Origin of the sequence: Micromonospora sp. NPDC050686, from assembly GCF_040654475.1 — a bacterium.
In the GTDB taxonomy this organism is placed as follows: Bacteria; Actinomycetota; Actinomycetes; order Mycobacteriales; family Micromonosporaceae; genus Micromonospora.
This window is the reverse complement of sequence record NZ_JBFAID010000045.1, coordinates 37,854-58,269: the sequence shown is the minus strand read 5'-3', so window position 1 is coordinate 58,269 and position 20,416 is coordinate 37,854. Positions and strand designations below refer to the sequence as shown.

The 20,416-nt window shown below is 74.0% G+C and carries 19 protein-coding genes and 1 pseudogene; 12 read left to right on the top strand and 8 right to left on the bottom strand.

Features of this window, described 5'->3' with window-relative positions:
* Positions 1 to 52: 52 nt before the first annotated feature.
* Complete coding sequence (locus AB0H57_RS24695) at positions 53 to 1,249, bottom strand: PHB depolymerase family esterase (RefSeq protein ID WP_357510258.1); 1,197 nt, start codon at positions 1,247 to 1,249, stop codon at positions 53 to 55.
* 177 nt (positions 1,250 to 1,426) lie between these two features.
* Between AB0H57_RS24695 and AB0H57_RS24690 the strand changes: the two genes are divergently transcribed.
* The 6 genes from AB0H57_RS24690 to AB0H57_RS24665 all read left to right on the top strand — a co-directional run bounded on the left by AB0H57_RS24690 (position 1,427) and on the right by AB0H57_RS24665 (position 6,227).
* Complete coding sequence (locus AB0H57_RS24690) at positions 1,427 to 3,238, top strand: DUF2079 domain-containing protein (RefSeq protein ID WP_357510256.1); 1,812 nt, start codon at positions 1,427 to 1,429, stop codon at positions 3,236 to 3,238.
* Positions 3,239 to 3,290: 52 nt separating this feature from the next.
* Positions 3,291 to 3,929, top strand: a complete 639-nt coding sequence (lipB, locus tag AB0H57_RS24685) for a lipoyl(octanoyl) transferase LipB (RefSeq protein WP_357510254.1) — start codon at positions 3,291 to 3,293, stop codon at positions 3,927 to 3,929.
* A gap of 98 nt (positions 3,930 to 4,027) precedes the next feature.
* Positions 4,028 to 4,378: a YciI family protein gene (locus AB0H57_RS24680; protein WP_357510252.1), complete on the top strand. Its 351-nt coding sequence runs from the start codon at positions 4,028 to 4,030 to the stop codon at positions 4,376 to 4,378.
* Positions 4,375 to 5,628, top strand: coding sequence for a sigma-70 family RNA polymerase sigma factor (locus AB0H57_RS24675; protein WP_357510250.1), 1,254 nt, complete (start codon positions 4,375 to 4,377; stop codon positions 5,626 to 5,628). The genes AB0H57_RS24680 and AB0H57_RS24675 overlap by 4 nt, the downstream gene beginning before the upstream one ends.
* 9 nt (positions 5,629 to 5,637) lie before the next feature.
* The gene (locus tag AB0H57_RS24670; protein ID WP_357510248.1) at positions 5,638 to 6,030 is read left to right on the top strand and encodes a VOC family protein; all 393 of its coding nucleotides are present in this window, start codon (positions 5,638 to 5,640) and stop codon (positions 6,028 to 6,030) included.
* A gap of 29 nt (positions 6,031 to 6,059) precedes the next feature.
* A complete protein-coding gene (locus AB0H57_RS24665; RefSeq protein ID WP_357510246.1) occupies positions 6,060 to 6,227 on the top strand; it encodes a hypothetical protein in 168 nt (55 codons plus the stop codon).
* 70 nt (positions 6,228 to 6,297) lie between these two features.
* On the opposite strand, the gene AB0H57_RS24660 is transcribed toward AB0H57_RS24665, so the two are convergent.
* Both AB0H57_RS24660 and AB0H57_RS24655 read right to left on the bottom strand, forming a co-directional pair.
* Entirely contained in the window at positions 6,298 to 7,323 is a 1,026-nt protein-coding gene (locus AB0H57_RS24660; protein WP_357510244.1) for an FUSC family protein, read from the bottom strand.
* A 113-nt stretch (positions 7,324 to 7,436) separates the two neighbouring features.
* A pseudogene (locus AB0H57_RS24655) lies at positions 7,437 to 7,586 on the bottom strand (amino acid--tRNA ligase-related protein); the annotation flags it as partial.
* A 142-nt stretch (positions 7,587 to 7,728) separates the two neighbouring features.
* Here AB0H57_RS24655 and lipA point away from each other — a divergent pair.
* Both lipA and AB0H57_RS24645 read left to right on the top strand, forming a co-directional pair.
* Entirely contained in the window at positions 7,729 to 8,721 is a 993-nt protein-coding gene (gene lipA / locus AB0H57_RS24650) for a lipoyl synthase (protein ID WP_357510242.1), read from the top strand.
* 58 nt (positions 8,722 to 8,779) lie between these two features.
* Positions 8,780 to 10,387: a hypothetical protein gene (locus AB0H57_RS24645; protein ID WP_357510240.1), complete on the top strand. Its 1,608-nt coding sequence runs from the start codon at positions 8,780 to 8,782 to the stop codon at positions 10,385 to 10,387.
* Positions 10,388 to 10,437: 50 nt separating this feature from the next.
* Here AB0H57_RS24645 and AB0H57_RS24640 read toward each other — a convergent pair whose 3' ends face one another.
* The gene (locus AB0H57_RS24640) at positions 10,438 to 13,344 is read right to left on the bottom strand and encodes an AAA family ATPase (protein WP_357510238.1); all 2,907 of its coding nucleotides are present in this window, start codon (positions 13,342 to 13,344) and stop codon (positions 10,438 to 10,440) included.
* A 98-nt stretch (positions 13,345 to 13,442) separates the two neighbouring features.
* Positions 13,443 to 13,628 (bottom strand): hypothetical protein, encoded by a 186-nt coding sequence (locus AB0H57_RS24635; protein WP_357510236.1) that lies wholly within the window; start codon positions 13,626 to 13,628, stop codon positions 13,443 to 13,445.
* Positions 13,629 to 13,815: 187 nt separating this feature from the next.
* Here AB0H57_RS24635 and AB0H57_RS24630 point away from each other — a divergent pair, with 187 nt between their 5' ends.
* The 3 genes from AB0H57_RS24630 to AB0H57_RS24620 all read left to right on the top strand — a co-directional run bounded on the left by AB0H57_RS24630 (position 13,816) and on the right by AB0H57_RS24620 (position 16,486).
* Positions 13,816 to 14,505, top strand: a complete 690-nt coding sequence (locus AB0H57_RS24630) for a DUF4191 domain-containing protein (protein ID WP_222956222.1) — start codon at positions 13,816 to 13,818, stop codon at positions 14,503 to 14,505.
* Between the two features lie 98 nt (positions 14,506 to 14,603).
* Positions 14,604 to 15,158 (top strand): SigE family RNA polymerase sigma factor, encoded by a 555-nt coding sequence (locus AB0H57_RS24625; RefSeq protein WP_357510260.1) that lies wholly within the window; start codon positions 14,604 to 14,606, stop codon positions 15,156 to 15,158.
* Positions 15,155 to 16,486 (top strand): hypothetical protein, encoded by a 1,332-nt coding sequence (locus AB0H57_RS24620; protein WP_357510233.1) that lies wholly within the window; start codon positions 15,155 to 15,157, stop codon positions 16,484 to 16,486. Before AB0H57_RS24625 ends, AB0H57_RS24620 begins: the two co-directional genes overlap by 4 nt.
* 159 nt (positions 16,487 to 16,645) lie before the next feature.
* Here AB0H57_RS24620 and AB0H57_RS24615 read toward each other — a convergent pair whose 3' ends face one another.
* Positions 16,646 to 17,056, bottom strand: coding sequence for an RDD family protein (locus AB0H57_RS24615; protein WP_357510231.1), 411 nt, complete (start codon positions 17,054 to 17,056; stop codon positions 16,646 to 16,648).
* 274 nt (positions 17,057 to 17,330) lie between these two features.
* Between AB0H57_RS24615 and glnA the strand changes: the two genes are divergently transcribed.
* Positions 17,331 to 18,755, top strand: a complete 1,425-nt coding sequence (gene glnA, locus AB0H57_RS24610) for a type I glutamate--ammonia ligase (protein ID WP_357510229.1) — start codon at positions 17,331 to 17,333, stop codon at positions 18,753 to 18,755.
* 31 nt (positions 18,756 to 18,786) lie between these two features.
* Here glnA and AB0H57_RS24605 read toward each other — a convergent pair whose 3' ends face one another.
* On the bottom strand, positions 18,787 to 19,863 hold the full coding sequence (locus AB0H57_RS24605) for a site-specific integrase (RefSeq protein WP_357510228.1): 1,077 nt from the start codon (positions 19,861 to 19,863) through the stop codon (positions 18,787 to 18,789).
* Positions 19,850 to 20,359 carry a helix-turn-helix transcriptional regulator gene (locus tag AB0H57_RS24600; RefSeq protein WP_357510226.1) on the bottom strand — a complete coding sequence of 170 codons (510 nt, stop codon included), beginning with the start codon at positions 20,357 to 20,359 and terminating at the stop codon, positions 19,850 to 19,852. Before AB0H57_RS24600 ends, AB0H57_RS24605 begins: the two co-directional genes overlap by 14 nt.
* Positions 20,360 to 20,416: the final 57 nt, after the last annotated feature.

The following is a 20,416-nucleotide window of genomic DNA, read 5'->3' as shown; positions in this document are numbered from 1 at the left end:
CTTGTCAACAGACGTCTGTTGACAAGGGGCCCCGCCAATCACCTCAACCACCTCAGCAGCCGATCACCCAGTAGCTGGGGCCGGTCTGCTTGAGGGTGGTCGTGTAGTACGTGTTGTAGAGGCCCATCCGCTGGTTGCTGCCCAGCGCGTAGGCGTAGCCGCCGGACTGGTAGGCACGGCCCGCCGCGACGTGCGCGTAGTTGCTGGCCGTCACGCAGGTCGGGGACGGGGTGGGCGTCGGCGAGGCGGTCGGGGTGGGGCTCGGGGTGGTGCCGCCGCTCAGGCCGAAGAAGACCGCGTCCCGGTAGGTCGAACAGATGGTGTCCAGGAAGTACGCCCCGGCGGTGCCGCACTGGTCGGTGGCCGAGCCCGGGTCGACCGGCGTGCCGTGGCCCATGCCGGAGACCCGGTACAGCCGGACGGCGTCGTTGCCGTACACCTCGAGGCTGGTGCCGGCGGGCAGCGAGGCGGTGCTGGTCGGGGTCTGCGACGCGCCGAGCACGTTGGTCCACTGGTCCCGGGACTCGACGGCGTTCATCGGGGCGACGGTGCTGTCGGAGGTGCCGTGCCAGATGGCCACCCGGGGGCGCGGCCCGGTGTAGCCGGAGTAGGCGCCCCGGACCAGGTCCCCCCACTGCGCCGGGGCCTTGTCCACCCCCGGGGTCATGCAGGAGAACGCGTTGACCATGCTGGTGGCGCAGCGGTACGGGATGCCGGCGATCACCGAGCCGGCGGCGAACACGTCGGGGTACGTGGCGAGCATGACCGCGCTCATCGCCCCGCCCGCGGAGAGCCCGCTGACGAAGACCCGGCCCGGGTCGACCGCGTAGTTGCTCCGCGCGTAGTCGACCATCTGCTTGATCGACAGCGCCTCGCCCTGCCCCCGGGCGGTGTCGCCGGTCTCGAACCAGTTGAAGCAGGAGTTCGCGTTGTTGCCCGACGGCTGCTGCGGCACGATCAGCGTGAACTTCCACGAGTCGGCGTACTTCTGCCAGCCGGAGTTCGCGAAGTAGGTCGAGGCGTTCTGGGTGCAGCCGTGTAGCAGCACCACGGCCGGGGCGTTGGCCGGCAGGCCGTCCGGGCGGTACGCGTACATGGTCAGGTTGCCGGGGTTGGAACCGAACCCGGTGACCTGGGTGAGCGTCGCGGCCTGGGCGGGCAGCGCGACGGTGAGGACCGCGGCGGCGGCGAGGACGGCCCCGGTGACCGCCCCGACGAGTCTGACGAGGATGGATGAGCGGCGGCGCACGGCGACCTCCCGATGGTGGATGTGAACTTGGTCACTCCCCGCTGTGCCGTGACGTTACGTCCGTGTTTCCGACTTGCGACATGGCGAGCGCTCACATATTCGTCAAGGCCGATGTGTTGCGCCGTGAGGTTTCGTGTCTGCCCGGCGTGTCCCGAAACGGTTGGTAACGTCCGCTCCGTGCAGAGCTCCCCTTCCCTGGTCGGCGACCCCTCTCCTCCGACGCGCTCCGCCCGACCACACCGCGCCGACCTGGTCGTCGGGCTGCTCGCGGTGGCCCTCGCCCTCTGGGTCACCAGTGGACTGTGGCGGGACCCGAACGGCCGGGCGATCACCGTCAACGCCAGCGACCAGGCGCTGTTCGAGTGGCTGCTGGCCTTCGGCGGGCACGCGCTGACCCACGGGCAGGACCCTCTCTTCACCCACCTGATCAACGTCCCGGACGGGGTCAACCTCGCGGTCAACACCTCGATCACCGTGTACGCGGCGGTCTTCGCCCCGCTGACGTACCTGGTCGGGCCGCCGGCCACCTTCCTGGTGATCCTCACGCTCAACCTGGCCGCCACCGCGCTGGCCTGGTACTGGCTGCTCAGCCGACACCTGGTCGGCAGCCGGCTCGCCGCCGGGGTGGGGGCGCTGTTCATCGCGTACTCCCCGGGCATGGTGTCGCACGCCAACGCCCACCTGAACTGGACCGCCGGCTGGCTGGTACCGCTGCTGGTGTGGGGGGTGTTCGCGCTGCGCCGGCCCGGGCGCTGGCTGCGCGGCGGCGTCGTGCTCGGGCTGCTGGTCGCGGTCGCCTTCTCGATCGCCGCCGAGGGGCTCTTCTTCACCGCGCTCGCGCTGGCCCTGTTCCTGGCGGTGTGGTCGCTGCACCCGGCCCGCCGGGCCGAGGCCCGCGCCGCCCTGCCCGGCCTGCTGCGCGGGCTCGGGGTGACCGCGCTGGTCGCCGGGGTGCTGCTGGCGTATCCGCTCTGGCTGCACTTCGCCGGCCCGCAGCGGTTCCACGGCACCGGCTTCGACCCGATGATCCACTCCGAGGACCTCGCCGGGTTCGGGGCGTTCCCGCGCCGCTCGCTGGCCGGCGCGGTGGACTGGGGCACCCGGCTGGCCCCCAACCCGACCGAGGAGAACTCCTTCTTCGGGGTGCCGCTGCTGCTGCTCGCCGTCGGCTGCTTCGTCCTGCTGTGGCGCCGGGCCGCGCCCGCCCGCCGGGCCACGCTGACCGCGCTCGGGGTGACCGCGCTGGTCTTCGCGGCGCTCTCCCTCGGCCCCCGGGCGAAGTGGGACGGGCGGAACACCGGCCAACTGCTGCCGTTCGGCCTGCTGGACGGCCTGCCGGTGGTCAACGCCGCGCTCCCGTCCCGGCTGGCGCTGGTGGTGGCGCCGGTGATCGGGTTGCTGCTGGCGTACACCGTCGACAGCCTGCGCACCGACCCGCCGCGGGTGCGGGCGGCCTGGACCGCGGGCTTCGCCGTCGCCCTGCTGCCGCTGCTGCCCACCCCCCTGCTGACCAGCGCGCGCGAGCCGATCCCGGCGTTCATCACGGCCGGGACCTGGCAGCGGTACGTCCCGCCGGGCGGGGTGCTCACCCCGCTCCCGCTCACCCTCGACGTCACCCCCGACGGCCAGCGCTGGCAGGCGTACGCCCTGTCCCACGGGCAGCGCGAGTTCCGCATCCCGGCCGGCTTCTTCCTCGGCCCGGGCGGCCCGGACGGGCGCGGCAAGATCGGCCCGGTCCCCCGGACCTTCGACACCCTGATGGACCAGGCCGGCCGCACCGGGCTGGTGCCGATCATCACCGAGGGCAGCGTCCAGCTCTGCCGGGCCGACCTGCGGTACTGGGGAGTCTCCGCGGTGGTGCTGGCCGATCGGGTGCACGGCGCGAAGTACGACCTCGACGAGGACGCGCTGCGCCGCACCGCCACCGCGATCCTCGGCCCGCCCGAGCGGGTGGACGACGTCTGGCTCTGGACCGTGCCGGGTGACTGACGCAACGAAGCTCACCCCAGGTGACCGGCGGGTACGGGTCTAGGCTGGACGGGTGACCACGACGACTTCCGGCCTGAGCGCCGTCCGCGCGGGGGTGCTCGACTACCAGGCCGCCTGGGACGAGCAGCGCCGGCTGCACGACGCGGTGGTGGCGGGCGGGCGCGACAGCGTGCTGCTGCTGGAGCACCCCAGCGTCTACACCGCAGGCAAGCGCACCGAGCCGTGGGACCGCCCGATGGACGGCACCCCGGTGGTCGACGTCGACCGGGGCGGCAAGATCACCTGGCACGGCCCGGGGCAGCTGGTCGGCTACCCGATCCTCCGGCTCCCCGACCCGGTCGACGTGGTCGCGTACGTGCGGCGGGTCGAGCAGATGCTGATCGACGTCTGCGCCGAGTTCGGGCTGACCGCCGGCCGGGTCGACGGGCGCAGCGGAGTCTGGGTGCCCGAGGACGACCGGGGGCCGGCCCGCAAGGTGGCCGCCATCGGCATCCGGGTGGCCCGCGGGGTGACCCTGCACGGCTTCTCGATCAACTGCGACTGCGACCTGACCTACTTCGACCGGATCGTGCCCTGCGGCATCCGGGACGCCGGGGTCACCTCGCTCACCGCCGAGCTGGGCCGCCCGGTCACCGTCGCCGACGTGCTGCCGGTGGTCGAGCGGCACCTGCCGACCATCGCGACGGCCTGAGAAAAACCTCGCCCGCGGTGTCCCGCGCGGCGGCGGGCCGATCGTCCCTATGGTGAAAGGCCGGCGACCACGCCGGCCGAGGACCATCGGAGGCGATCATGCCCCTGTACGCCGCGCTGACCTACACCGCCGACGTCGACTGGAGCCAGCCGGAGCAGGCCACGGAACTCGCGGAGTACCGCGCGTTCGCCGCGGGCGCCCAGGCGGTGCTGCGAGGCGGCCAGGCGCTCTACCCGACCGCGACCGCCACCACCGTCCGGGTGTCCGGCGGCAAGGACGGCGACGTGCTCACCACCGACGGCCCGTACGCCGAGACCAAGGAGGCCCTCACCGGCTTCTACCTGCTGGAGTGCGCGGACCTGGAGGAAGCGGTGCGGGTCGCCGCCGGCCTGCCGGCCGCCTGGAACGGGGCGGTCGAGGTCCGGCCGGTCATCCAGTTCTCCCGGTGACGCCGACGCTGCGCGGTGACGCGGCGCGGGACGGCCCGGACCCGCCCGCCGCCGCATGGACGGAGGCGGCGCGGGTAGTCCGCGAGGAGCACACCCGGCTCCTGGCCACCCTGATCCGCGTCACCGGCAGCGTCGACCTCGCCGAGGACGCCACCCAGGACGCCGTCGTCCGCGCCCTGGAGACCTGGCCCCGCGACGGCGTACCGGACAACCCGCGCGGCTGGCTGCTGGTGGTCGCCCGGCGGCGGGCGGTGGACCTGATCCGGCGGGAGGCGAACCGGGCCGGCAAGGAGGCAGCGGCGATGTCCCTGCTGGACCCGACACCCGAGCCACCCGAGGTGGTCCGCGACGACCTGCTGCGCCTGGTCTTCACCTGCTGCCACCCCACGCTGTCGCTGGACGCACAGGTGGCACTCGCGCTGCGCACCCTCGCCGGGCTGAGCACCGCGCAGGTGGCCCGCGCCCTGCTGCTGCCCGAGCCCACCCTGGCCAAGCGGCTCACCCGGGCCAAACAGAAGATCGCGCGGGCGGGCATCCCGTACCGGGTGCCGGAGGCCGCCGAGCTGCCCGGCCGGCTGACCGGAGTGGCCAGCACCGTGTACCTGATCTTCAACGAGGGGTACGCGACCGGCCGCCCCGGGCCGGCCGACGAGGCGACCCGGCTGGCCCGGCTGCTCGCCGAGCTGATGCCGGACGAGCCGACCGTGCTCGGCCTGCTCGCGTTGCTGCTGCTCCAGGGCTCCCGGCGCGCCGCCCGCACCGGTCCTGGCGGACGGCTGCTCCTGCTGGCCGAGCAGGACCGGTCCCGCTGGGACCGGAACGCGATCGTCGAGGGGGTCGAGCTGGTCGGGCGGGCGCTGCGCCGGACACCGCACCGCCCCGACCGGTACGTCGTGCAGGCCGCGATCGCCGCCTGCCACGCGCTCGCCCCGGCGTACGACCGGACCCCGTGGGACGCGGTGGTCTCCTGGTACGACGTGCTGCTCACCGTCCACGACACCCCGGTGGTCCGGCTGAACCGGGCGGCGGCGGTGGCCGAGCGGGACGGCCCCGCCATGGCGCTCGGCCTGGTCGACACGATCTCCGGGCTGGCCGGGTACCCGTGGTGGCACGCCACCCGGGCCGAGCTGCTGCGCCGCCTGGACCGGCCGGCCGAGGCGACGGCCGCGTACGACCGGGCGCTGGCCCTGGACCTGAACGAGCCGCAGCTCGCGCACCTGCGTCGGCGCCGCGCCGAACTGCCCGCGTAACCTGCTGACGTGCGCATCGACCTGGTCACCCTAGTGGTCGCCGAATACGACCCGGCCATCGCCTTCTTCACCGAGGTACTCGGCTTCGAGCTGATCGAGGACAAGCCGTCACGGACCAACGACGGCCGGCCGAAGCGCTGGGTGGTGGTCCGCCCGCCCGGCGGCGGCACCGGCCTGCTGCTGGCCCGCGCCGACGGCGAGCGCCAGCGGGGTGCGGTGGGCGACCAGACCCACGGCCGGGTCGGCTTCTTCCTCCAGGTCGACGACTTCGACGCCACCTACCGGCGGATGGTCGAGGCGAACGTCGAGTTCGTGAAGCCGCCGCGCACCGAACCGTACGGCCGGGTCGCCGTCTTCCGCGACCTCGCCGGCAACCCCTGGGACCTGCTCGGCCCGGCCTGACCTGGAGAAAGGACCCCTCGACGACCGACGTGGCGGGGACCGCGTTCCGCGACGACGCCCAGCGGGACTTCGTGCACGGCAACATCAAGGCGCGCCGGCGGATGATCGCGCGGCCGGTCCCGCCGGAGGTCGAGCGGAAGCTGGTGGACCGCTACCACGCCACCGACCACAAACGCCGCCTGCCGATCGCGCCGTAGCGCACCAGGCGTCGTCGTCCACGCCGGCACGACCGCGGTCCGCCGCCCCTCCCCAAGAGGGCGACTCGCGTCACCGCCACGGCAGCCGGGCGGCGGTGAGGCGGGCCCGCAGCCAGGGTTCACCGAGCACGATGAGCCCGCCGATACCGGCGCCGATGACCGTCTCGACGCCTCGGTCGAGCAGGAGCGACCCGGCCGGGCGGGGCACCGCGAGCTGGCCCATCAGCAGCGCCATCGGCGTGATGAACAGCAGCGCCAGGCCGTAGTTGCGCCCCACCAATAGCTCGGTGACGATCTGGAGCACCGCCACGACCAGCACGGTGGCGTACGGCGAAAGCTGCGGCGCGAGCAGCAGCGCGCTGGTCAGCAGCCCGAACAGCGTGCCGAGGATCCGGTGCGCGGCCCGGACGAGCTGGGCGGCGACGCCCTCCACGCTGAGCGGGGCGACCGCCGCCACCATCGCCCAGTACGGGTGGCCGATCCCCACCGCGGTCGCCGTGCCGCCCGCCAACAACACGGCGAGGGCGTATCGCACCGGTTCCCAGGTCCACACGTGCGCCAGCCGGGCCGGCCGGGTCCGCTGCCGCCGCAGGACGCTGCCCAGGTTCCCGACCAGCAGCGCGAACAGGCTGCTGAGCCCGGCCACGCCGGCGGCCACCGGCACGTCCGGGACGGTGTGCGGGGCGGAGGCGACGGCACCGAATGCGAACACGAGGAACAGCGGCCCCGGCGGGTGCCAGTCCTGCGCGGCGGCGAGCACGGCACCCAGCGCCGCGACGCCCGCCGCCGCCGGCACCGCCACCCACGCCCGCGACTCCACCGTCCCGACGAGCACGCCCAGGACGATCGACACGGTGAGCGCCATCCCGGCGCTGGCCTGCATCACCGCGCGGGACAGGTGCACGTGGTTGCGTCCGTAGAGCGACGTGAACGCCCCGAAGACCGCGTACACGGACCAACCGGGGCGGCCCAGCGCGAGCACCACGAGCAGCGGGACGACGACACTGATCCCGGCCCGCAGCGCCACCCGGTGGGCGCCCGGCACCGGACGGACGTACAACAGGCCCCGCAGCGCCGCCCGTAGCTGCTCGGCCATGCTCCTCCTCCGCCTGTCCGTCCTTCATACCCCGCCACGGCCCCGGAACCGCCCGGGCTGGAAGGAAGGGCCCTGTTAATGCCAGGCGTGGCAGGGCCCCTCCTTTCCTGTCGTCAGGGCGTGAGGCGGTGCAGGTCGCGCGGGAAGGCGGTCACCTCCCGGACGTTCGCCGCGCCGGTGAGCCGGGCGACGAAGCGCTCCAGCCCGATGGCAAAGCCACCGTGCGGCGGCATCCCGTGCCGGAACGCGTCCAGATAGCCGGCGTTGGCGGGCACGCAAACACCCGCCCGCGCCGCCTGTAACGCCGATTTCGCGCACTTTGGTGTCCGGTGTCACAAGCCCTCCGGCGTGACGCCCGTCGCCCGACGTTCATCGACCGCCACCGTCGGGCGTAGGCTCGGTTTCGTGACGATCGAGCACTCCGCGCCGACGACGACGCCGCAGGCCACCCGCAGCGCGACCGTTGCCCCCGAGGGGCGGCGGCTGCTGCGGATCGAGGCCCGCAACGCCGAGACGCCGATCGAGCGCAAGCCACCGTGGATCAAGGTCAAGGCCAAGATGGGCCCGGAGTACACCCAGTTGCGCGGGCTGGTCTCGCGCGAGGGGCTGCACACCGTGTGCCAGGAGGCCGGCTGTCCCAACATCTACGAATGCTGGGAGGACCGGGAGGCCACCTTCCTCATCGGCGGTGACCAGTGCACCCGCCGCTGCGACTTCTGCCAGATCGACACCGGCAAGCCGGCCGAGTTCGACGCCGACGAGCCGCGCCGGGTCGCCGAGTCGGTGGTCTCGATGGGGCTGCGCTACGCCACCGTCACCGGCGTCGCCCGGGACGACCTGCCCGACGGCGGCGCCTGGCTGTACGCCGAGACGGTCCGGCAGATCCACGCCCTGCAGCCCGGCTGCGGCGTCGAGCTGCTGATCCCCGACTTCAACGCGGTCCCCGAGCAACTGGCCGAGGTGTTCGGCTCCCGGCCCGAGGTGCTCGCGCACAACGTCGAGACGGTGCCCCGGATCTTCAAGCGGATCCGGCCGGCGTTCCGCTACGAGCGCTCGCTCGACGTGATCCGGCAGGCCCGCGCCGACGGCCTGGTCACCAAGAGCAACCTGATCCTCGGCATGGGCGAGGAGCGGGCCGAGGTCTCCCAGGCGCTGCGCGACCTGCACGAGGCCGGCTGCGAGCTGATCACCATCACGCAGTACCTGCGCCCCTCCCCCCGGCACCACCCGGTCACCCGGTGGGTCAAGCCGGAGGAGTTCGTCGAGCTGCGCGACGAGGCCGAGGAGATCGGCTTCGCCGGGGTGATGAGCGGGCCGCTGGTGCGCTCGTCGTACCGCGCCGGCCGGCTCTACCGCCAGGCCCTGGAGGCTCGCGGGCAGGCCACGGCCGCGAGCTGAGCCGATCGCGCCGCGTCCCGACCGCCGGCCCGGGTCCGCGGATGCCATGATCTGCGGCATGACCACGGGGGTACGCCGGCAGGCGGGTACGCGCGCCCACCGGCGGTGGCCCCGTCCGGCCTCGCCCGCCGGGCCGCTCACCCTGGCCGTGCTGCTCGCCGGGGTGGCGTACCGGGTGGTGCTGGTACTGGCCGACAACCCGCCGACCAACAGCGACGAGGCGACCATGGGGCTCGCCGCGCTGCACATCGCGCAGGGGCGGCACTTCCCGGTCTGGTTCTACGGCCAGGCGTACATGGGCACGCTGGAGGCGTACCTGGCGGCGCCGGTCTTCGCGGTGTTCGGCCCGTCCACGGTCGCGCTGCGGGTGCCCACCCTCGCCCTGTACGCGCTCTTCCTCGCGCTGGCCTGGCGACTGACCCGACGGCTCGGCGGTGACCCCTGGTTCACGCTGCTGGTGGTCGGGCTGCTCGCGCTCGGCGCGGACCGGGTGCTGAAGAACCAGCTGATCGCCGGGGGCGGCTATCCGGAGCTGAATCCGGCCGGCGCGGCGCTGGCGCTGCTCACCCTCGACCTGTGCGCGGCCGACCGGCGGGCCCGGCTGCCCCGGTGGGCCGGCTGGGGAGTGATCGCCGGCCTGCTGCTCTGGGTCGATCCGCTGCTGCTGCCGTACCTGCTCGCCCTCGGCGCGGTGCTCGTCGTCCGGTGCCGGGCCGAGCTGGCCGGCCGGGCCGGGATGGTGTTGGTCGGGGCGGCGCTGCTGGGGGCGGCGCCGATGCTGGTGGACAGCGCCGTACACGGCCGCAACCCGCTGGCCGCGGTGCTCGCGGCCGGCGGCGGGGGCGCCGCCGCGGGCTGGGCCGACCGGCTGTACGGCGGGCTGGTGCTCGGCCCGCCGCTGAGCACGGGCTTCTGCTCGCCCGGCCACTGCGCCCCCTGGCAACTGTGGTGGGCTGCGGCACTACCGGTCCTGCTGCTGCTCGGCGCGGCCGACGCCGTTCGCCGCCTGCGCCCCCCGCCCACCCCCGCCCCGGCGGGCGGCGATCGGTGGCGGGCCGGGGCGGCGGTGCGGTTGGCGCTGCTCGCCGGGGCGGCGGGGCTGCTCGGGGCGTACGCGCTCAGCGGCGCGGCCGGGCGGAGCCCGACGGAGAGCGCCCGCTACCTGTCCTGCCTGGCGGTCGCCACCCCGGCCCTGCTCTGGCCGCTCTGGACGGCGGCCCGGCGAGCGGCGCCGGGGCGGTGGGGCGGGGTGGCCCGCGGTGCGGCGGTCACCGTGCTGGCCGCCACACTCGCCACCGGCGGGTACGCCACCTGGGGCGCGATCACCCGCGCCCCCGAGGTGCGGGCCGAGGCGCGGCGGCACGCGGCCCTGGTCGACACCCTCCACGAGCTGGGCGTCAGCCACGTCCGGGGCGGCTACTGGACCTGCAACCGACTCACCTTCGCCAGCCGGGAACGGGTGGTCTGCGCGGTCGTGGACGACCGGCTGCGCCCCGGCCACGACCGCTATCCGGCGTACCGGCGGGCGGTCGAGGCGGCGCCCGACGCGGCCTGGGTGGCGCCGGCCGGATCACCCCTCGCGGCCCGCCTCGACCAGCGCCTCGGCCCCGGCGACCTGCGCCTGGTCGCTCTCGACGGCTGGCGCATCTACCTCCCGCCCCGCTGACCGCCGCCCTTGCTCTCCCGCGCCGTTCACCCGGCCGGGCCGGGGGGCGGTCAGGCGCGGCGCTGCTGGGGGACGGCGGCGGCCGGCTCCAGCAGGCCGAGGCGGTGGGCCAGCGCGGCGGCCTCCACCCGGTTGCTGACGTCCAGCTTGGCGATGATCCGCGAGACGTGCACGCTCGCCGTCTTGGGCGAGATGAACAGCTGCTCGGCGATCCGGCTGTTGCTGTGCCCGGCGGCGACCAGCCGCAGCACCTCCCGCTCCCGCGAGGTGAGCAGATCGGTGCCGGGGCCACCCCGGCCGGGCAGGCCGACCCGGCGGGCCAGGGTGGCCACCTGCTCGGCCAGCGGCGCCGCGCCGAGGCTGTCCGCCAACGCCCCGGCCTCCTGGACCGCCTCGGCGACCTCGGACCGCTGCCCCGCCGCGGCGGCGGCCCCGGCCAGCTCCAGCAGCGCCCGGCCCAGCGGGTACGGCTGCCCGCCGGCCCGCCACGCGTCGACCGCGACCCGCCAGGCCGGCAGCGCCGCGGGACCGGTCGCGCGCAGCGCCGCCACGGTGGCGGCGTGCGCCCGTTCCGCCGGGTACCGGGCGGGCAGGCCGGCGGCGAGCGCGCCGACCATGGCGCCCAGCTCGGGCACCGCGTACCGGGCGGCGGTGCGGGCCGCCGCGGTGAGCAGCGGCCAGCCCTCCCGGGGCAGGTCGGGCAGGCGCTCGTCGGCCAGCGCGTCGTGCGCGGCGCGGACCGCCTCGGCCCGGTCGTCGGCGGCCAGCGCCATCTCGATCCGCAGCTCGTGCAGGGGCAGCCGGTGGCTGGGCCAGAGGTACGGCCGGGCCAGGAAACCCAGCGCCCGGCCCACCAGGTCGTCAGCGGTCGGGTGTGCCCGGGCCAGCCGCAGCCCGGCCCGCAGTTGCAGCCAGTGCAGCCCGGACACGCCGGGCGGGTCGATCCGGGCCGCCTGCGCGCAGGTCGCCTCGGCCTCGTCCCAGCGGCCCAGGGCGATCAACGCCTCGGCCTGGTTCGACAGCAGGTACGCCCCGCCGGAGCGGCTGATCCCGACCCGGCGCGCCTCGGTCACCCCCTCGGCGGCGGCCGCCGCCGACTCGGCGTACCGGCCCACCTCGAAGAGCACGTCGGAGAGGTACACCAGCGCGCTGACCAGCGCCGGCCCGTTGCCGGCGGCGCGGGCCCTCGCCTCGGCCCGACGCAGGTCGGCCAGCCCGCGCGCCGAGTCCTGGCCGAGCCGGCAGAGCATCGCGATCCGGGTGGGCAGCAGCGTGACGTCCTCGCCGAGCGCCGCCGCCCCGGCCATCGCCTCGTCGGCCACCGCGACGGCCTCCTCGGGATCGATCCGGGACAGGTGGGCGGCGATGTCGGCGAGCAGCCGGAACCGTTCCGGCCCGTCCGGCACCCGGGCCGCCAGCCGGTACGCCTCGCGCACCTCGACGCCGCCGTCGCTCTTGCCGAGCAGGGCCAGCAGCCGGCCGCGCCGGTCCAGCAGCCGGGCCGCGCGCAGCGGTTCGGCGTCCCGGTCCACCTCGGCCAGGGCGGCCCGGGTGAGGGTGATCGCCCGGCCGTAGTCGCCGGCCGTGGTGGCCGCGTCGAGGGTTTCCTCCAACACCGCGAGGTGGTCCATGCCGAGCCGGTCCGCCGCGTCGGGCACCTGCTCCCAGAGTTCCAGCACCCGTTCCAGCAGCCGGCTCTGCTCGGCGTACGCGTACCGGTCGGCCGCCGCGGTGGCCGCCGCGCGGGCGGCGACCAGGGCCCGGGGGTGGTCGTGCGCGGCGTGCCAGTGGTGGGCGATCTCGGCCGGAGCCCGACCGGCGGCGACCAGCGGCGGGTTCGCCTCGATCGCGGCCGCGAACCGGGCGTGCAGCCGGGCGTGCTCACCGGGCAGCAGCTCGTCGTGCACCGCCTCGCGGACCAGGGCGTGCCGGAACTCGTAGTCGCCGTCCGGGTCGGCGACGACCAGCTGGGCGGCCACGGCGGCGCGCAACGCGTCCTCCAGCTCGGCCTCGGGCAGGCCGGCCACCTCGGAGAGCAGTTGGTGGCCGAAACGGGTGCCGCCCGCGGCGGCGATCCGCAGCACCCGCTGCGCCGGGTCGGGCAGCCGGTCCACCCGGGCCAACAACAGGTCGCGCAGGGTGTCGGGCAGCGTGGCGCAGCCGACCGGGGAGCCGGCCGCGGCCAGCTCCTCGATGAAGAACGGGTTGCCCTGGGTCCGCTCGTGCACGTCGTCGACCCCGCGGGCGGCGGGCTCCGCCCCCAGCAGGTCGGTCAGGATCGCCGCGGTGCCGTCCCGGTCCAGCCGGCCCAGCTCGACCCGCTCGACGCCGCGCACCCGGTCCAGCTCGGCGAGGAAGGGCCGCAGCGGGTGGCCCCGGTGCAGCTCGTCGGTGCGGTAGGTGCAGACCAGCAGCAGCCGGCTGGGGCGGGCGGCGCGCACCAGGAACCCGATCAGGTCTCGGGTGGAGCGGTCCGCCCAGTGCAGATCCTCGATCACCAGCACCAGCGGGCGGGCCTCGGCGAGCCGGTGGAACAGCTCGGCCACCAGGTCGAACAGGTAGCCGCGCGGGGCGTCGGAGGCGAGCGGACCGGCGGGCGCCGCGACGGCGGCCGGCCCCCGGGCCAGCTCGGGCAGCAGGCGGGCGAACTCCGGCTCGTACCCGTCGAGGACGCCCGGGCCGTCGCGGCGCAGCAGCTCGCGCAGCGCGGCGGCGAACGGGGCGAAGGGCAGGCCGGCCTCGCCCAGCTCCAGGCACTGGCCGACCAGCAGCCGGGCACCCGTCCCGGCCGCCACCGCCCCGAACTCGTCCAGCAGCCGGGTCTTGCCCACCCCGGCCTCGCCGCCGACCAGGACGGTGGTGGGCTCGTCCGCGCCGGCCCGGACTAGCGCGGCGCGCAGGGCCGCCAGCTCACGCTGGCGGCCGACGAGGACGGTGCTGCTGGCGCGTACGGTCACGGCACCGAGCATGCCATGACGGCCGGACCCGGCCGGACCAGCCGGCCCGGCCGCCCCCGTGACGGCCGGGCCGGCGGCGACCGGCGGCGCGGCGGCGGTCACCGGCGGGTGTCGGTGGTGCGGACGGCGTGCCGGCGGCGGCCCAGCCAGCCGCGCGGGTGGCGGCGGGGCAGCGCCCGGGCCAGCCGGTCCGCCTCGGCGTCGGCCTGCAGCTCGGAGGCGTGGGTACGGTGGATGGAGAGCAGGAAATCTGCGTCGTTGCCGAACATCTCGGTGCCCCTCACGTGCGGTGGGTTTCCCTGTCGACATCGACTTTCCGCCCGAAGGTGCCCCCGGGGCATGGGGCCGCCGCCTCATCTTCGCCGCCACCACCCTCCTTACGCCGGGCCGGCGCGGCCTCCCGGCCACGTAAGGTACTCAGCGGCCGGCCGCGGATCACCGCCCGCGCGGGCGCCCACTAGACTCTGGGACATGGCAAAGCCCCAGGAGAAGGTCTCGTTCGGCCAGCGGCTGAAGCAGATCGGGATGGTGTTCCGGTTCACCGCCAAGCAGGACCGGTGGTTCGCCCCGCTGGCCGCGGCGGCGGTGCTGATCCCGCTCGCGCTCACCGTGGTCGCGGTGGTCCTCTGGGGCTGGATCTGGCTGCCGGTGGGCATCCTGTTCGCCCTGCTCGCCGTGCTGATCGTGCTCAACCTGCGGTCCAACCGGGCGATGATGAACGCCGCCGAGGGGCAGCCCGGCGCGGCGGCGCAGATCATGGAGAGCATGCGCGGCGACTGGCGGGTGACCCCGGCCGTCAGCTCCACCACCCAGATGGACATGGTGCACCTGGTGCTGGGCCGGCCCGGGGTGATCCTGCTGGCCGAGGGGAACCCGCAGCGGGTGCGCGGCCTGCTCGGCCAGGAGAAGCGGCGGCTGGCCAAGGTCATCGGCACCGCGCCGCTGCACGACTACGTGATCGGCCAGGACGAGGGCGAGCTGCCCATCCGCAAGCTGCGGATGACCCTGATGCGGCTGCCCCGCACCCTCTCCCCCAAGGACGTCAACGCCCTCGACAAGCGGCTCAAGGCGCTGACCGCCCGGCCGCAGCTGCCCAAGGGCGCGATCCCGAAGAACATGCGGCCGCCGCGGGGCGCGTACCGCCAGACGCGGGGCCGCTGACCCGCAACCATGCCACCGGAGCCGGGCCCGTCGTCGATGGGCCCGGCTTTTCCGTACGCCGGTAAACCCCGGGATGTCCGCCGTCGTCTTCCCCGGTGATGAAGACCGACGACGACCCGGACTCCTTCGACGAGTTCGTCCGCAGCCGCTCCACCGCGCTGCTGCGCTCGGCGTACCTGCTGACCACCGACCGGCACGCGGCGGAGGACCTGCTCCAGGACGTCCTGGAACGGCTGTACGCGAAGTGGCGCCGGGCCCGCGCCGCCCCGGACACCTACGCCCGCAAGATCCTTTACAACCGGGCGGTCGACCGGTGGCGGCTACGGGGCAGGCGCCCCGAGGCGCCGCTCGGCGAGCGGACCGGCCCGCTGGCCGTCGACCACGCCGACGGCGTGGCGGTCCGGCAGAGCGTGCTGGCGGCGCTGCGCGCGCTGCCACCCCGGCAGCGGGCCGCCGTGGTGCTGCGCTACCTGGACGACCTCTCCGAGGCCGAGACCGCCCAGGTCATGGGCTGCTCGGTCGGCTCGGTGAAGAGCCACACGGCGCGCGGCCTGGCCCGCCTCCGGGAGCAGACCCACCTCGGCCCGGTCGAGCGCCGCACGCCGCCGCTGCCCACCCTCCCCGTCACCCACCCGCTGCGGAGCATCCGATGACGAGCGACCTGGACATCGACCCGGTACGCCGGGCCCTGGCGATCACCGCCGACGAGGTACGACCCCGCGCCGACCTGGCGGACCGGGCCCGGCGCGGCGGCCGGCGGCGGGTCCACCGCCGGCGGACCGTGGCGGCCACCCTCGCGGTTCTGCTGCTCGGCGGGGCGGCCGGCGTGGCACAGCTGGCCGGGCCGCCCGCCCCGGCCCCGCCCGCCGGGGTGGCGGAGCGGCTGCTGGACCAGCCGACCCGGGGCGACCTGGCCGACGACCGGGACTGGCTGGCGCGGGTCCTGGCGAGCTACGAGCGGACCCGTGACGACTCTCCGCTGGGCGGGCTGGGCCTGACCCGCCGGCCGGCCGGGCCACCCCACGTCACCTGGGCGGGCAGCACCTCGGCCGGGCCGGCCGCCGCCGTGGTGCAGCGGATGTCGGGCGACGGCGGCCGGCAGTCGGTGTTCATCTGGTTCGCCGGCAGCGATGCCGCCGGCCGGCCGGAGCCGGTCGGCGCGGATTTCCTCCCCGCCTCGGACCGGCCCACCGAGAGCACCCGGGCGTTCCTGGCCGGCCCGGACCGGTCGGTGCTGGTGGTGCTGGACGTCGGCGGCCCGGCGCAGTGGTCCGCGCAACGGACCTATCTCGCCGACCGGGTCACCCGCACGGACTGGCGACCGTTGACGTTCGCCGACGGGGCCGCCGTGGTTCAGGTGCCGCCGCAACGCGACCGGTACGCCGTGGCGGTCCGCGACGCTTCCGGGACGTACCTGCGGATCGGCAACCTCATCGACCCCAGGGTTGTCCCGAGCGATCCCGGCCTCGGCTGGCGCACCCCGCCGGGCGACGGCCGGCCGGCCGATCGAGCGGCCCTCTTCCCGGTCGCCCCGCACGCTGCCGGACTGTCCCTGGACACCGTGCGCACGCTCGTCGGCAAGGGCGACAACGCAGGGGAGCACGAACCGACCGGCGCGGCGACGGGACTCGACTGGATGGCGTACGGCCGCACCGGGCGGGGCGAGTTGTTCGTCGCCGCCGACGTACGCTTCGGCGGCGACGCCACCCGCACCGTCGTCTACATCGAGCCGCTGACCTCGACCCACCCGCGGTTCGGGCCGGTCATCGCGGTGTACGGCGACGAGGTGGATCCGACGGCGCCGCTGCCGGTGGCGGTCCGGCTGCCGGACGGGCGGGGCTGGCTGGTGGCCCGCAAGGACGCCAGGTTGAGCTACCTCGGCACCGACGGCCGCTGGCACCCCGCCGGCCGGCACGCCGCCCTGCTTCCCCCCACCGCCACCCGGGTCCGCCTCGACTCCACCGAGGTCGCCCTGCCCTGACCTTCTCTTCCTTCCCGCGCGTCCGGCCCCGCGCAAGATCGGGCTCGATCCTGGAAGTGGTGGCAGCCGAGCGCCGCCGAGGCCACCACAACCAGGATCGAGCACGATCCTGCCGGCGCGGGGCCGGTGCACGAGGAGCCAGCGAGCGGGCGCGCCGGGTCAGGAGGGGGTGCGGGCGGGGCGGGTGGCGGTGGCGATGACCGAGCCGGTGAGGCGGTCGTGCAGGCCGCGCCGGTGCTCGTCCATGATCAGCGGGGGCACCACCAGGCAGAGCAGCGCGCCGCGCAGCAGCGCCCGGACCAGCCCGATCCGGCCGCCGTCGGTCCACGCCACGCAGCGGATCCGGGTGATGTACATGCCGGGGGTCTGGGCGAACAGGCCGAGGAAGAAGCCGTACTCCAGGATCAGCACCAGGACCGGCAGCCACGGGTGCTGGACCGGGCCACCGAAGAAGTTGGACACCAGCAGACAGAGCAGCCAGTCGGTGACCAACGCGCCGAACCGGCGGCCGAGGGTGGGCGGGACGAACCCGGGGTCCCGGGCGGGCGGTACGGGGTACGGCGTGGTCACAGCCGCCAAGGGTAGTCAGCCGCCCGCGGCGTCCGGTACGCACGGTCACGATGGCGCCGCCCGCACCCCTCGGGAATTCGGACCAAACACGTTGAACTGCGACACTATCCCTCGCCGGGTATCGTGCGAACGGACATTCGACGGCAACTGAGCGGCGGGTATGACGCTGCGCGAGCGACGTAACACGGCAGAAACACCGGAGACATTGCCGGGCAACCCGGTGGTCATACCGTCGCCAGGAGCCAGCCACCCCGTGGACGTGCCAGGAGGACGTGTGTTCGCCAATCCCGAGGAACTCCTGCGATACCTCAAGAACGAGGACGTGAAGTTCGTCGACGTACGTTTCTGTGACCTGCCCGGCGTGATGCAGCACTTCAACCTGCCGGTCGAGTCCTTCGACGACAGCGTCTTCACCGACGGCCTCGCGTTCGACGGCTCGTCGATCCGCGGCTTCCAGGCGATCCACGAGTCGGACATGCTCCTGCTCCCGGACGTCGCGAGCGCCTTCATCGACCCGTTCCGCACGCAGAAGACCCTCGCGCTGAACTTCTTCATCCACGACCCGTTCACCCGCGAGGCGTACTCCCGGGACCCGCGAAACGTGGCCAAGAAGGCCGAGGCGTACCTGGCCGCGAGCGGCATCGCCGACACCGCCTACTTCGGCGCCGAAGCCGAGTTCTACATCTTCGACTCGATCCGCCACGAGACGTCGGCCCACCAGTCGTTCTACTACATCGACTCGATCGAGGGCGCCTGGAACACCGGCCGGGTCGAGGAGGGCGGCAACCGCGGCTACAAGACCGCGTACAAGGGCGGCTACTTCCCGGTGCCGCCGGTCGACCACTACGCCGATCTGCGCGACAGCATGGTCCGTCGCCTGGTCGACGCCGGTTTCACCGTGGAGCGCTCGCACCACGAGGTCGGCACCGCCGGGCAGTCGGAGATCAACTACAGGTTCTCCACCCTGCTGCGCTCGGCCGACCAGCTCCAGCTCTTCAAGTACCTGATCAAGAACGAGGCCTGGGCGCAGGGCAAGACCGCCACGTTCATGCCGAAGCCGCTCTTCGGCGACAACGGCTCGGGCATGCACACCCACCAGAGCCTCTGGCTGAACGGCGAGCCGCTGTTCTACGACGAGACCGGCTACGCCGGCCTGTCGGACATGGCCCGCTGGTACATCGGCGGCCTGCTGCACCACGCGCCGTCGCTGCTGGCCTTCACCAACCCGACGGTCAACTCGTTCCGCCGGCTGGTGCCGGGCTTCGAGGCGCCGGTCAACCTGGTCTACTCGCAGCGCAACCGTTCCGCCTGCACCCGGATCCCGGTCACCGGCAGCAACCCGAAGGCCAAGCGGGTCGAGTTCCGGGTGCCGGACCCGTCCAGCAACCCGTACCTCGCCTTCTCGGCGATGATGATGGCCGGCCTGGACGGCATCAAGAGCAAGATCGAGCCGCCGGCGCCGATCGACAAGGACCTGTACGACCTGCCGCCGGAGGAGTGGGGCGACGTCAAGCAGGTGCCGGGCTCGCTGCCGGCGGTGCTCGACGCGCTCGAGGCCGACCACGACTACCTGCTCGACGGCGGCGTCTTCACCCCCGACCTGATCTCCACCTGGGTCGACTGGAAGCGGAGCAACGAGGTGGACCCGGTCCGCCTGCGTCCCACCCCGCACGAGTTCGCCATGTACTTCGACTGCTAGTTGTGATCATGCTGCTGACCTGCGGTGATAGCTAGGCGATCACCTCCTTAGTCCGCAGGGAGTCCGCACGGGCCACCAGGACCGCGTCTACCGCGGACCTGGTGGCCTCGTCGGTATCGGGGAACAGGTGGCCGTACGTGTCGAGCGTCGTGGTTGCCGAGGCGTGCCGCAGCCGCGCCTGGACGACCTTGACGTTGGCGCCCGACTCGATCAAGAGGCTGGCGAAGAAGTGCCGGCAGTCGTGGAAGCGGAAGCCGTCCGGCAGGCCAGGTACCCGCTGCCGGGCGTCGCGTACAGCCCGCTCCAGGGCCCACGGACCAAGCTGGCCCTCGTCGTCGCCGGTCAGGATGGTGTCGGCCCGCCATTGCGCCACGTGCGCCGACAGCTCGACGGCGAGCTTGCGCGAGATCGGGATCGGCGTACGGGAGACCTCGGTCTTCAGCGGCAGCGCCGGGTACTGGACCGCTGGCGTGATGACACCGCGCATGAAGTCGACGTCAGTGACCCGCAGCCCGCACGCCTCAGCGGTCCGCAGACCCGCGAACGCGCCCAACAGGATCGCCGCACGGATCCGGGCCGGCATCTTGTCGTACAGACCCCAGATCTGCGCGGTGGTGGCCACGTACGCCCGCTGCTTGGCCCGCCCGGGCGAGGTGCGCCGCGAGCATGGCGACCGCGGCACAATCCCGTCGTGGACGGCGTCGGAGAAGATCTGCGCCAAGCGGTTGTGCAGCGCGTAGACGTACGAGGCCGCCAGGCCAGCCTCCCGCAGCTTCGTGGTCCAGGCCTTGACGTGCGACGGCCGGACGGCACCGAGACGCATCTCCCCGAACTCGGCGACGATCTGCGCCACGTGCACCTTGGCCTGGCGGACGCTCGACGCGCGCCGGGTGCCGTACCCGTCGAGCCAGGTCGAGCACCACTCGGCCACCGTCGTCCTGGCCTTCCGTGGCGCGACGTGAGTGCCGGTGACCAGCGCTGCCGTCTGCTCGTCCAGCCAGTTCTGCGCGTCGGCCTTCTTGACGAAGTGCTTCGCGTGTTCCCTGCCGGCCTCGTCCCGGTACCGGGCCCGGTACTTCCCGTCAGGGCGCTTCTTAATGCTGGCCATCGTTGCGCCGATCCGGGCCGTGAAGCTCCCTCAGGAGTTCCTCCCGACCCATGTCGTACTGACTGATCGCCGTCTGGAGAAGCGTGTACTGACGGCGCAGCACGTCCACGTGCTGCATCGCCACCACCCTCGCCTGCCTCGCATGTTGCTCTGTGATGGAGGCGGCGGCCAGCTCGTTCTCCGCCGCCTCCAACATGCCCTGCAACTCAGCAAGCTGCGTCTTGGCTTGCTCGTAGGCATCGTGTTGCGTGAGACGCACCTCCGTGCCTCCGTACTGCGCCAGCTCCAGTTCGAGGACTCGGGCAAGGGCCGTCACCTCGTTCAGCCGGATCGGCCGCTTCCCCTGCTCGAGCCGCGTCATCGCGGTCGAGCTCAGGTCCAGTCCGGCCACATCCCGCAGCACCCTGCGTAGCCGATCCTGCGTCCAGCCACGCGCCTCGCGCGCTTGCCGAACCTGAGTGCCGAAGAGATCTTCGGCTGATGGTTGTTGCGCCACGCGAAAGAATCTAACTGCGTTGGGCGCTTGCAGTCAACGTTGGATCATGCATAGGCT

What these genes read in the sequence shown, in the direction of transcription:
- AB0H57_RS24680 (WP_357510252.1), top strand. Translation starts at nt 4,028, where the DNA reads ATGCCCCTGTACGCCGCGCTGACCTACACCGCCGACGTCGACTGGAGC.
- AB0H57_RS24660 (WP_357510244.1), bottom strand. Translation starts at nt 7,323, where the DNA reads ATGGCCGAGCAGCTACGGGCGGCGCTGCGGGGCCTGTTGTACGTCCGT.
- AB0H57_RS24645 (WP_357510240.1), top strand. Translation starts at nt 8,780, where the DNA reads ATGACCACGGGGGTACGCCGGCAGGCGGGTACGCGCGCCCACCGGCGG.
- AB0H57_RS24630 (WP_222956222.1), top strand. Translation starts at nt 13,816, where the DNA reads ATGGCAAAGCCCCAGGAGAAGGTCTCGTTCGGCCAGCGGCTGAAGCAG.
- AB0H57_RS24625 (WP_357510260.1), top strand. Translation starts at nt 14,604, where the DNA reads ATGAAGACCGACGACGACCCGGACTCCTTCGACGAGTTCGTCCGCAGC.
- AB0H57_RS24620 (WP_357510233.1), top strand. Translation starts at nt 15,155, where the DNA reads ATGACGAGCGACCTGGACATCGACCCGGTACGCCGGGCCCTGGCGATC.
- AB0H57_RS24605 (WP_357510228.1), bottom strand. Translation starts at nt 19,863, where the DNA reads ATGGCCAGCATTAAGAAGCGCCCTGACGGGAAGTACCGGGCCCGGTAC.